Raw genomic sequence first — 11370 nt, forward strand, 5'->3', positions numbered from 1 at the left:
CGTCCCCTGGCCCGCACCCGAAAGGGCTCGGCCCGGCGCAAGCACGCCGCCGCGAAGCTGGGCAAGGCGCTGGCGAAGGTGCGGCGTCGCCGCGCCGACTTCGCCGCCAAGACCGCCCACACCCTGGCCACGAGTTTCGAGCTGATCGTGTTCGAGGCCCTGGCGACCACGAACCTGACCGCCAGCGTGGCACCCAAGCCAGACCCCGAGCGGCCGGGCGCGTTCCTGCCCAACGGGGCCGCTAGCAAGTCCGGCCTGAACCGGTCCATCCTGGACAAGGGCTGGCACCGGATCGAGCTGGCCACACGCAGCAAGGCCCGCTCCACGGGCACCTGCGTGATCACCGTGAACCCGGCGTACACCAGCCAGACGTGCAACGCGTGCACGGTGGTGGACCGGAAGTCCCGCCAGAGCCAAGCGGTCTTCCGGTGCACCTCGTGCGGACACACCGAACACGCCGACGTGAACGCCGCCAAGAACATCCTCACCGCCGGGAGGGCGGAGCACGCACCACCCAGACCGGGTGTGCGGGCTGGGGCGCGCAAACCACGCAACCGCGTGGGCCGCAAGGCCAACCGCCAAGCAACAGCAGCCCAGGCCACCGCGCAGACGGAGCCCGAGCTGGCTGGAATCCTCCGACTTTAGAGTTGTGGGGAGCACTTCAATCCAGGAAATCGCCTACAGCTAGAAGGACGTGTACGTGGCTCCACTCGACCCCGAGCGCGAAAGGGCCATCCTCGACGCCACGATGGAGCTGCTGTCGGAGGTCGGTTACGACCGGATGTCGGTCGACCAGATCGCCAAGCGGGCCAAGGCCAGCAAGGCCACGATCTACCGGCGCTGGCCGGGCAAGCCGGAGCTGGTGCTGGACGTCATCTGCCGGCGATTCGACACCGACGCGCCGCAGGGCGCCGACACCGGCTCGCTCCGCGGCGACCTGACCGCCGTCTTCCGGAACCTGTGCGAGAGGGTGGAGCGCCAGCACACGCTCATCCTCGGCCTGTCGTCGACGTTGCTGTCCCACGAGGAGCTGGCGCGCACGCTGCGGACGCATCTGAGCACGAGAGAAGACCTCGACGCCGTACGGGACCCGCTGGAGCGGGCCGTGGAGCGCGGGGAGCTGGTCGGGCCGGTCGACCCCGGGCGGCTCTTCGCGCTCGCCGAGGCGCTGGTGTGGCATCGGTTGATCTTCGCCGGGCCGCCGTTCGGCCCGGAGTTCGTCGCGGAGTCGGTCGACGGGGTGCTGATGCCGCTGGCGACCGCCTGGTCGAAGGGCTGAGAGCAGGTTTCAGCGCCGATCCTGTCGGCGGACACCGGTAGGGTGCGGCGGCATGGCCACCCCCTCCACGGCACCCAACCTCGCGGCCTTACGCGCACTTCTGCCCAAGGCGACCCCGACGCGCGCTTGGAGAGCGATCCGCGAGCTCGCCATCGTCGCCCCCACGGTCTCGCGGCCGGCGCTCGAACTGGCCGCCGAATTCGCCGAGATCGCATCGCCGCCCACGGAACGGCTGCTCAAGCTCTGGCCGACGACGCCGGATCCGGATGGGTTCGCCGAGTTCCTCCTCGCGCCCGCGTTCGTGCGCGAGGGGCGCACCGAGCTCCAGGTCAAAGGAAGGTCCCTCACTCCCGGTCTTCGCCATCTGAGCAATCTGCGCAAGGTGGACCTTCGCGGCCACGTGTTCTACGAGGACATCGCCGAGCTCGCCGGCCTCACCCACCTGATCGAGCTCGAGCTCAGCTCCGCCGCGCTCCTGACCGACTTCTCGCCCTTGGCCGCCCTGACGCGGCTGGAATCCCTCCATCTTTTGAACACCCGGATCAGCGACCTCACCCCATTGCTGGGCATGCACCGTCTGAGATGGCTGGACCTGTCCCGCACCGAGGTGACGAGGCTCGACGGATTCGCCGACGCCTTTCCGCTGCTCTCCCATCTCGACCTGTCCCACTGCCGGTCCCTCAGCGAGGTGAGCCCCCTGTCCGGGCTGCCTCAGTTGCGCAGCCTCGACCTCAGCTACACCAAGGTCAGCACGCTCACCGGCCTGCGCGATCTCGAGGCGCTCCAGGAGCTCACCGTCGGTGCTCCCGACACCCCGATCGCCTCGCTCGACGGCATCGACGCGCTGCCCTCGCTGAAGGTGCTCTCCCTGAACGAGTGCACAAACTCGGAGATGCTGGACACCGGCGGACCGTACCACCGCCTGACCAACCTTCATCTTCCGTGCGTCCCGCTGCCGGATCTGAGCTTCGTCTCCCGCTTCCCGGACCTGACCACGATCAGGATCCACGACGACCACGCAAGGCCCTCGCTGAAGGGATTGGCTGGACATCCGTCGATCGCCGAAGTGACGCTGAGCGGGGTCACCGAGCCGCGGGATCTGTCCGCCCTGGCCGACCTGCCGGCCCTTCGCGCGCTCCACCTGGTGATGCTGCGGGTCCGCGACCTCGGCCTGCTGGCGGACCTGCACCGGCTTGACGAGCTCACCCTGTATCACCTGGACCGGCTCCGCACCCTGGAGGGCATCCCCGATGTGCGCTCGCTGACCCTCTGGAACTGCGGCGAACTGGCGGATCTGAGCGCGCTGGACGACCGGCTCGAAAAGCTCGACATCCTCGGATGCGGCTCCCTTACGGACCCGCGCCGGCTGGCCCGGCTCGGCGGCCTCAAAGAACTCCACCTCGACCTCCCGCTGACCTCCCTGGCCGACCTGCACGGGCTCGACGCCCTCACCGAACTGCACCTCAACTCCGACCGGCCGACCAGCCTCGCGGGCATCGAAGGACTGCCCGCGCTGCGCACACTCAGCGCCGGGGCCGCGCTGACGGGCCTGGAGCAGGCCGGCCATTCCCACCTCGCCGTCCTGTCCCTTCCCGGCCACCCGCTCCCCGGCCTGGGGTTCCTGTCGCGGTTCCCGTCCCTCACCGAGATCTCGCTCTTGCCCGAGCACGAACTCACCTGCCTGGACGGCCTGGGGGAGCACCCGTCGATCGCGACGGTGAAGCTGTTCGGGCCTCTGACGGTGAAGGACCTGTCCGCGCTGACGCGGCTGCCCGCGCTGCGGACGCTCACGCTCGGCTCCATGGTGGATTTCGACGAGCTGCTCCTGCCTTCCGTGCTCTCCCACGTGGAATCTCTGCACCTTCAGAACATCACCCACCTGCGCACGCTCAACGGGTTCACGCACCTGCCCGCCCTGCGCTCGCTGAAGGTCGACAGGTGTCCTGAGCTGGGCGACCTGGACGGGCTGATCGATCTTCCGGCACTGGAGCGGGTCGAGATCTCCGACTGTCCCGACCTGCCCGAGGCCGTCTTGGATCAACTCGGCTCACGCGTACTGCTCGAGATCGACGAAGCCGGCAGAGAGCGCGGCTGATCAGTGGGTGGCGTGCGCCAGATAGGCGCACACGGGGAAACCCTCCCGCTCGTACGGGGCCGCCAGCCTGAGGTAGTGCGCCCGTATCCGCTCGACGGTCTCCGGCGGTTGGCGCGCGATCACCGCGAAGCGGGGGCCGTCCGCTTGCACGATGTCGGTCCACCACGTCGCGAGGTCAACCCGGTGGCGCCAGCGCAGAGTCTCCACGGCCGCGCCCTGGAAACCCGCCTCCTCCAGCAGCTCCGTGAAGCGCTGCGGCGTGTCGTTTCCGGTGAACGGGCGGGCGGGGGGCTCGTAGGGGATCTCGGCGGCGGCGATGGCGTCGGAGAAGACGTTCGTGGCGGTCATCTCGTCGGACTTCCACCAGGTCAGGGCGAGCGTGCCGCCCGGACGCAGCACGCGGTGGAGCTCCTTGAGCGCCTTGGCCGTGTCGGGCACGTGATTGATGATGAAATTTCCCGCTACGGCGTCAAACTCCCCGTCCTCGAACGGCAGATCGGGGAGCGCGGCCTCGCGGATCGTCGCGTGCGGGTGGCGGCGGGCGGTCAGCTCCAGCATCACCGGGTTGACGTCCACGGCGGTGACCTGGGCGCCCAGCGCGAGCGCCGCCGCGGTGACCACGCCCGTGCCGCAGCCGACGTCGAGCAGGCGGGGCGCGCACGCCCGGTCGAGGAGAGGGCCGACGGTGTGGGAGCTCAGCTGGGCGAAGCCGCGATCGTACGCTTCGGCGTTGGTCACGCGCACCAGCTTAGCCCAAGCCGCCGAACCTAACATTTCTCTGTGAAATTCAGCCTCTAATGCTGTTTTTTCGGGAAATGTCGCCCCTATCGTCTTCGCCATGACCCTCGACGCCTTCATCGACGCGCTGCCCAAAGTCGAGCTCCACGTGCACCTGGTCGGCTCGGCCTCGGTCCCCACCGTCCTCGAGCTCTCCCGCCGCCACCCCGGCGGCCCCGTGCCCTCGACGGAGGAGGAGCTGCGCCGCTTCTACACCTTCCGCGACTTCCCGCACTTCGCGCAGGTGTACGGGGCCGTCAACGCCCTGGTCCGCGAGCCCGAGGACGTGGCCACCCTCGTCCTCGGCCTGGCCCGCGACCTCGCCCCGCAGGGCGCCCGCTACGTGGAGCTGCAGGTGACCCCGTACGCCCACCACATCGTCGGCATGCCCATGCGCGAGGTCACCGAGGCCCTGGACCTGGCCGCCCGCCGCTCGCTGAGCGACCACGGGGTGGAGATGGCGTACATCTTCGACATCCCCGGCGAGTACGGCGAGGAGGCCGCCAAGGTGACGGTCGAGCACGCCCTCCAGGAACCTCCCGCCGCGCTGGTAGGTTTCGGCATCGGCGGCATTGAGCAGGAGCGCCCGAAATATCGTGACGCGTACCGATCGGCGTTCTCGGCCGCCCGCGCCGCGGGCCTCCACAGCGTCCCGCACGGCGGCGAGATGAGCGGCCCTGAGACGATCTGGGAGGTCATCGAGGGTTACGGCGCCGAGCGCATCGGCCACGGCATCAACTGCCTCGCCGACCCGCGCCTGGTCGCGCACCTGCGCGACACCCAGATCCCGCTGGACGTGTGCCCCACCTCCAACCTCCGTACGGGCCAGATCGCCAGCATCGAGGACCACCCGCTGCCGCGGATGCTGGAGGAGGGCCTGTACGTGACGCTCAACAGCGACGACCCGCCCATGTTCGCCACGACGCTGGCGGAGGAGTACCGGGTGGCCGCGCACACCTTCGGCTTCGGCAGCGGGGAGCTCGCGCAACTCGCCAGGAACGGCGTCCAGGCGTCCTACCTGGCACAGGAGCGCAAGCAGGCGCTGCTCAAGGAGATCGACGACCTGCTGGCGGCCCAAGGGGCCTGACACCGCCCGCCCCGCCCGGGTGCCGGACACGTGACACCGGCTTCCGAAGCGAGGCGAGCGGGGCGGGGCAGGAGGTCAGGGCGACGAGATGCGGCCCAGCTCCGGCGGGATCTTGCTGGCCGCCGCCCGGTCCAGCAGGAACAGCGTGCGCGCACGACCCCTGGCCCCCGACGCGGGCACCTGGACGTGCCCCGAGTCCGACAGCGCCAGGCGTACCGCGCCCGACTTCTCCTCCCCGGCGGCCACGACCCAGACCTCGCGCGAGGTCTGGATGGCGGGCAGCGTCAACGAGAGGCGCGTCGGCGGCGGCTTGGGCGCGCCGTGCACGGCCACCACCGAGCGGGTGTCGTACAGGGCGGGCATGCCCGGGAACAGCGACGCCACGTGGGCGTCCGGCCCCATGCCGAGCAGCGTCACGTCGAAGCTCGGCACCGGGCCGTGGTCCTCGGGCCTGGCGGCCCTGGCCAGTTCGGCGGCGTAGGACTCGGCCGACTCCTCCGCCGTCATCCCCGCGTCGGGGCCGCGCATGACGTGGACCCGCTCAGGGTCCACGTCCACGTGGTCGAGCAGGGCCCCGCGGGCGCCGGTCTCGTTGCGCTCCTTGTCACCGGAGGGCAGGAAACGCTCGTCGCCCCACCAGATGTCCAGGCGGCGCCAGTCCACGGCGTCGCGGGCGGGCGTGGCGGCGATGGCCGCCAGCGTCGCGATGCCGACCGTGCCGCCTGTGAGCACGATCGACGCCGAACCCTTGGCCGACTGCACGTCGACCAGCCGCGTGATGATCCGCGCGGCCACCGCCTTGGCCAGGACGTCGGCGTCGCGGTGGACCACTACGTTGGGAACGCTCACGGGCACTACTCTCTCAGCCACTGAGGTCACCGGTCACCCCTTGTACGTACGGGCGAACCGCTTGACCGCGGCCTCGTAGATCTCGTCGCTGTCGAGCCTGCGCAGCTCCTCGGCCATCAGCTCCGAGGTCTGCCGCCTGGCCAGGGCCACGTTCCTGTCGGGCTGGCCGGGCCTCGACAGCGTGGCCAGTCGGGCGTCGTGCCTGGAGACGGTCAGCTCGCCGTCGTTGAGCTGCAGGCGCACGGCCGTCAGCCCGGGGCCGGTGGAGTCGACGACCTTCATCGGGGCGCCGAGCCGCTCCGACAGCCAGGCGGCCAGCAGCGGCGCGCTCGGGTTGCCCGGAGAGGCCTCGACGACGCCCTTGCGCACCTTGCCCACCGGCTGGTCGAACGCGGCCGCCAGCAGGCTGCGCCACGGCGTCAGCCTGGACCACGCCAGGTCGGTGTCGCCCGAGGCGTACCCCTTGGCCCTGGTCACCAGCGACTTGACGCCGCCGTGGTCGAAGCCCCTGGCGTCCGTGATCCGGCGCTGGGCGAGGGCGCCGACCGCGTCCTGGGACGGCGCGTCGGGCGCCGCGCCCGGCCACCACACCACGACCGGCGTGTCGGGCAGCAGGAGCGGGCTGACCACGGAGTCGGCGTGCTGGGTCAGCTCGCCGTACAGGCGCAGGACGACGACCTCGCCCGGCGTGGACTCGCCGATGCGCAGCTCGGCGTCGAGCCTGTTGGGCTCCTCCGGCTCGCGGTTGATCACCACGATGATGCGCGACGGGTGCTCGCGGGCCGCCTCGGTTGCGGCGCGGAGCGCGTCGTACTGGTGGCGCTCCTCGCAGACCACCACGAGCGTCAGCACCATGCCGATGGCCGGCGCGCCCATCTGGTGGCGCAGGTGCGTCAACTGCGCCGAGATCTTGCCGGCCGTCGTGTCCGCCAGCATGAACGTGGTCACTAGAGTCTCCTCCACACACGGCCGTCGCGGGCCATCATCGCGTCGGCGGACGGCGGCCCCCACGAGCCCGCCTCGTACGGCTCGGGCTGGCCCTGCGTGGCCCAGAACTCCTCGATCGGGTCGAGGATCTTCCACGACAGCTCGACCTCCCGCTGGTGCGGGAAGAGCGGCGGGTCGCCGATCATGACGTCGAGCAGCAGCCGCTCGTACGCCTCGGGAGAGGACTCCAGGAACGACTCGCCGTAGGCGAAGTCCATGGAGACGTCGCGGACCTCCATGGCGGTCCCGGGGACCTTGCTGCCGAACCTGACGGTGATGCCCTCGTCCGGCTGCACCCTGATCACCAGGGCGTTCTGCCCCAGGATCTCAGTGTCGGTCTTGCTGAACGGCAGGTGCGGCGCGCGCTGGAACACCACCGCCACCTCGGTCACCCGGCGGCCCAGCCGCTTGCCGGCACGCAGGTAGAACGGCACGCCCGCCCACCGCCGGTTGGCGATCTCCAGCTTGATGGCCGCGTACGTGTCGGTCTTGGACTCGGGCGGGATGCCCTCCTCCTGGAGGTAGCCGACCACCTTCTCGCCGCCCTGCCAGCCCGCGGAGTACTGGCCGCGCGCGGTGTTGCGGTCCAGGTTGGACGGCAGCCGCACGGCCTTGAGCACCTTCTCCTTCTCGCGCCGCAGCGCCGAGGCGTCGAAGGAGGTCGGGTCCTCCATCGCGACCAGCGCGAGGAGCTGGAGCAGGTGGTTCTGGATCACGTCGCGGGCCGCGCCGATGCCGTCGTAGTAGCCGGCCCGCCCGCCGATGCCGATGTCCTCGGCCATCGTGATCTGGACGTGGTCGACGAAGCCGCGGTTCCAGATGGGCTCGTAGAGGTTGTTGGCGAAGCGCAGCGCCAGGATGTTCTGGACGGTCTCCTTGCCCAGGTAGTGGTCGATCCGGAAGATCGAGCTCTCCGGGAAGGCCGAGGTGGTGATCTCGTTCAGCTCGTGCGCCGACTTCAGGTCGTGCCCGAAGGGCTTCTCGATGACCACCCGCCGCCACGACCCCTCGGGTGCGTCGGACAGGCCGGTCCGCTTGAGCTGCTCCACCACCACGGGGAAGAACTTCGGCGGCACCGACAGGTAGAAAGCGTAGTTTCCGCCCGTGCCCCGGGTCTCGTCGATCTCGGCGAGTGCCATGGCCAGCGCGTCGAACGCGCCGTCGTCCGAGAACTCACCTGGCACGAAATGGATGCCCTCGCGGATCTGCCTCCAGACCTCCTCGCGGAAGGGCGTTCTGGCATGCGCCTTGACGGCGTCGTGCGTCAACTGGGCGAAATCCTGGTCTTTCCAATCCCGCCGGGCGAAGCCGACCAGCGAGAAGCCGGGCGGCAGCAGCCCCCGGTTCCCCAGGTCGTAGATCGCCGGCAGCAGCTTTCGCTTGGCCAGGTCACCCGTCACGCCGAACAAGACCATCACACAAGGTCCCGCCACCCGGGGCAGCCGCTTGTCACGCGGATCACGCAACGGGTTGGCGGCGACCACCTCCTCGGTGGTGGCGGTGCCCGCGGCTGAGGTGGCCACAGTGGCCGCCATCGTGCTGTCGACGGCGGCGGCCTCCTCCGCGGGTGCTGCCGGGTCTGTCATCTCAAGCCTCCTGTGCGGCTGCGAGCAAGCGCGCGACACCCGCCGCGCGATCGGTCAAATGCAGGCGTACGGCGGGCCGCCCGCGGGTCTCGAGCGCCCCCAGGTCGCCGAGCGCCTGGGCGAGCTGGAGCCGCCCCAGCGTGTACGGCCTGCCGGGGACCGGCACGTCCTCGGCCACCGCCCCGGTGATCTGCAGGAACACCCCGTTCTGGGGCCCGCCCTTGTGGTATTGCCCGGTCGAGTGGAGGTACCGCGGCCCCCACCCGAAGGTCACCGGCCGGTCGGTGCGCAGCGCGAGCAGCGGACGCAGCGTCGCCGCGTCGGCCCACATCCACGCGTCGGTCATCTGCTCGAAGTCGGCCCCGTCGGGCACCGGGGCGTCGAACGCGGCCAGCCGGTCGAGATAAGCCATGATCCCCAAGTAGCCGCCGGCCGGTATCGCGTGCAGCAGTTCGGCGAACACCCCCGGCAGGTCCCTGGCGGTGGACGACCCGTACACCTCGACGGGGCCGTCCACGAACGCCGGCGCGCCGGTCGGCAGGTCGGGCAGCGCCAGCAGGACCGCGGTGTTCTCCTTCGACTCGGCCACGTTCGGCTGGTCGAACGGGTCGATCTCCAGCAGCAGCCCCGCGACGGCGGTGGCGTACTCCCAGATCAGGAACTGCGCGCCCAGCGGCCCGTCCACGCGCACGTCCCCGAGGTCGGTCTCGATGGCGACGACCAGCTCGTCGCCGGACTCGTTGGGGTCGGCGCCCACGACGGGCAGGATCCCCCTGCCCTGCTTGCCGGTGGACTCGGCGACGAGCTGCTCGATCCAGTCGGGCAGCCCCGTGATGGCCGACAGCTGGTCCTCGAGCAGCAGCTTGTCGCGCCCGGCCAGCGCCGCGCCGCCGAGCGCGGCCCCCAGGTCGAGGCCGGGGTTGCCGGTGTCGCGCGACAGCAGCGGCAGCACCTCCTGGGCGTCGTCGAGCAGCCGCTCCACGTCGGCCCCTGCCAGCGCGCTCGGCACGAGCCCGAACGCCGACAGCGCCGAGTAGCGCCCGCCCACGTCGGGCTGGGCGAGCACCAGCTCGAAGCCGCCGTCGGCGGCCCGCTTCTCCAGCGGCGAGCCCGGGTCGGTGACGACCACGACGCGGTCCGCGGGCGCGATGCCCGCCTCCGCGAACAGCTTCTCGTAGATCCGCAGGTGGCAGTCGGTCTCCACGGTCGAGCCGCTCTTGCTGGCCACGACCACGACCGTCGCGTCGAGCCGGTCGGACAGCGCGCGGCGCACCTGCCCGGGGTCGGTCGTGTCCAGCACGGTGAGCGGCACGTCGGCGGTGGCGCAGATGACCTCCGCCGCCAGCGACGAGCCGCCCATCCCGGTCAGCACCACGTTGGTCAGGCCCGCCGCGCGGGCCCGCTCGACGAGCCCGCCCAGCCGGGGCAGCAGCTCGCGAGAGGAGCGGGGCAGCGTCAGCCAGCCGAGCCTGACAGCCGCCTCCGCCCTGGCGTCCTCGCCCCACAGCGTGGGGTCGCCGCCGGCGAGCCGCGCGGGCACGCCGTCGGCGACGAGACGCCCCGCGACGGAGGCGGCGGCCGAGGCCACCCCCTCCTCGCGGTAGGTCACTTCCATCACGGGACCAGGTTCTTGGTGACGCTCTCGAGCAGCTCGTTCCAGGACGCCTCGAACTTCTCGACGCCCTCGTCCTCCAGCACCTTCACCACGTCGTCGTAGTCGATGCCGGCCTCCTTGAGCGCGGCCATGGTGTTCCAGGCCTGCTCGTAGAACGGGCGGACGGTGTCGCCGGTGACGTTGGCGTGGTCGGCCGTCGCGTCGAGCGTCTTCTCCGGCATCGTGTTGACGGTGCCGGGGGCGACGAGCTGGTCGACGTACATGGTGTCGGAGTACTCGGGGTTCTTCACGCCGGTCGAGGCCCACAGCGGCCGCTGCGGCTTGGCGCCCGCCGCGCGCAGGCGCTGCCAGCGCTCGGAGTTCATCACGTCCTCGTACGCCGCGTACGCCAGGCGCGCGTTGGCGATGCCCGCCTTGCCCTTCAGCTCCGGCTTGCCCAGCTTGTCGAGGCGCTTGTCGATCTCGGTGTCGACCCGGCTGACGAAGAACGAGGCCACCGACTCGATCGAGCCCAGGTCGAGCCCCTTGGCCTGCGCCGCCTCGAGGCCGGCCAGCCAGGCGTCCATGACCGCGCGGTAGCGCTCGAGGGAGAAGATCAGCGTGACGTTGACGCTGATGCCCTCCGACAGCGCCTGCGTGATCGCGGGCAGGCCCTCGACCGTCGCCGGGATCTTGATGAACAGGTTGGGCCGGTCCACCAGCCACCACAGCGCCCGGGCCTCGGCCACGGTCTTCTCGCTCTCGCGGGCCAGGCGCGGGTCCACCTCCAGCGACACGCGGCCGTCCACGCCGCCGGTGGCGTCGTAGACCGGACGCAGCACGTCGGCCGCCCAGCGGATGTCGTAGGTGGTGATGGCGCGCACGGCCTCGCCGATGTCCACGCCGCGTACGGCCAGGTCGTGCAGCTGGCCGTTGTACGCGTCGCCCTTGCTGAGCGCGTTGGCGAAGATCGTCGGGTTGGACGTGACCCCGACGACGTTCTTCTCGCGGATCAGCTGCTCGAGGTTGCCGCTGCGCAGCCGCTCACGGCTGATGTCGTCGAGCCAGATGGCAACGCCCTGGCCGGACAGCTTGTTGAGGTTCTCGCTCATCTTC

The 11370-nt window shown here is 70.8% G+C and carries 10 protein-coding genes; 4 read left to right on the top strand and 6 right to left on the bottom strand.

The features are described from left to right. From AB0J64_RS47155 to AB0J64_RS47165, 3 genes are all read left to right on the top strand, one after another. Positions 1 to 645, top strand: a 645-nt coding sequence (locus tag AB0J64_RS47155; RefSeq protein ID WP_364042748.1) for a transposase, incomplete at its 5' end; no start/stop codon positions are given. Between the two features lie 55 nt (positions 646 to 700). Further along, positions 701 to 1279, top strand: a complete 579-nt coding sequence (locus tag AB0J64_RS47160) for a TetR/AcrR family transcriptional regulator (RefSeq protein WP_364042750.1) — start codon at positions 701 to 703, stop codon at positions 1277 to 1279. 52 nt (positions 1280 to 1331) lie between these two features. Next, the gene (locus AB0J64_RS47165; RefSeq protein WP_364042752.1) at positions 1332 to 3374 is read left to right on the top strand and encodes a leucine-rich repeat domain-containing protein; all 2043 of its coding nucleotides are present in this window, start codon (positions 1332 to 1334) and stop codon (positions 3372 to 3374) included. On the opposite strand, the gene AB0J64_RS47170 is transcribed toward AB0J64_RS47165, so the two are convergent. Then, positions 3375 to 4112, bottom strand: a complete 738-nt coding sequence (locus AB0J64_RS47170) for a class I SAM-dependent methyltransferase (RefSeq protein ID WP_364042754.1) — start codon at positions 4110 to 4112, stop codon at positions 3375 to 3377. It lies immediately after the preceding gene. 100 nt (positions 4113 to 4212) lie between these two features. On the opposite strand from AB0J64_RS47170, the gene add reads away from it, so the two are divergent. After that, positions 4213 to 5238, top strand: a complete 1026-nt coding sequence (add, locus tag AB0J64_RS47175; protein ID WP_364042756.1) for an adenosine deaminase — start codon at positions 4213 to 4215, stop codon at positions 5236 to 5238. A 75-nt stretch (positions 5239 to 5313) separates the two neighbouring features. On the opposite strand, the gene pgl is transcribed toward add, so the two are convergent. The 5 genes from pgl to tal are packed head-to-tail and all read right to left on the bottom strand — an operon-like array spanning position 5314 to position 11366. After that, positions 5314 to 6087: a 6-phosphogluconolactonase gene (pgl, locus tag AB0J64_RS47180; RefSeq protein WP_364042758.1), complete on the bottom strand. Its 774-nt coding sequence runs from the start codon at positions 6085 to 6087 to the stop codon at positions 5314 to 5316. A 33-nt stretch (positions 6088 to 6120) separates the two neighbouring features. Further along, complete coding sequence (gene opcA, locus AB0J64_RS47185; RefSeq protein WP_364042760.1) at positions 6121 to 7035, bottom strand: glucose-6-phosphate dehydrogenase assembly protein OpcA; 915 nt, start codon at positions 7033 to 7035, stop codon at positions 6121 to 6123. Next, a complete protein-coding gene (gene zwf / locus AB0J64_RS47190; RefSeq protein WP_364042762.1) occupies positions 7035 to 8660 on the bottom strand; it encodes a glucose-6-phosphate dehydrogenase in 1626 nt (541 codons plus the stop codon). Before zwf ends, opcA begins: the two co-directional genes overlap by 1 nt. A 1-nt stretch (position 8661) precedes the next feature. Next, on the bottom strand, positions 8662 to 10275 hold the full coding sequence (locus tag AB0J64_RS47195; RefSeq protein ID WP_364042811.1) for a glucose-6-phosphate isomerase: 1614 nt from the start codon (positions 10273 to 10275) through the stop codon (positions 8662 to 8664). Continuing rightward, the gene (gene tal / locus AB0J64_RS47200) at positions 10275 to 11366 is read right to left on the bottom strand and encodes a transaldolase (RefSeq protein WP_364042764.1); all 1092 of its coding nucleotides are present in this window, start codon (positions 11364 to 11366) and stop codon (positions 10275 to 10277) included. Before tal ends, AB0J64_RS47195 begins: the two co-directional genes overlap by 1 nt. Positions 11367 to 11370: the final 4 nt, after the last annotated feature.

It is taken from the genome of Nonomuraea sp. NPDC049695 (assembly GCF_040674955.1).
GTDB classification, from domain to species: domain Bacteria; phylum Actinomycetota; class Actinomycetes; order Streptosporangiales; family Streptosporangiaceae; genus Nonomuraea; species Nonomuraea helvata.

Coding starts and splice junctions, on each gene's coding strand:
- AB0J64_RS47165 (WP_364042752.1), top strand. CDS start 1,332: ATGGCCACCCCCTCCACGGCACCCAACCTCGCGGCCTTACGCGCACTT.
- add (WP_364042756.1), top strand. CDS start 4,213: ATGACCCTCGACGCCTTCATCGACGCGCTGCCCAAAGTCGAGCTCCAC.
- zwf (WP_364042762.1), bottom strand. CDS start 8,660: ATGACAGACCCGGCAGCACCCGCGGAGGAGGCCGCCGCCGTCGACAGC.
- AB0J64_RS47195 (WP_364042811.1), bottom strand. CDS start 10,275: ATGGAAGTGACCTACCGCGAGGAGGGGGTGGCCTCGGCCGCCGCCTCC.
- tal (WP_364042764.1), bottom strand. CDS start 11,366: ATGAGCGAGAACCTCAACAAGCTGTCCGGCCAGGGCGTTGCCATCTGG.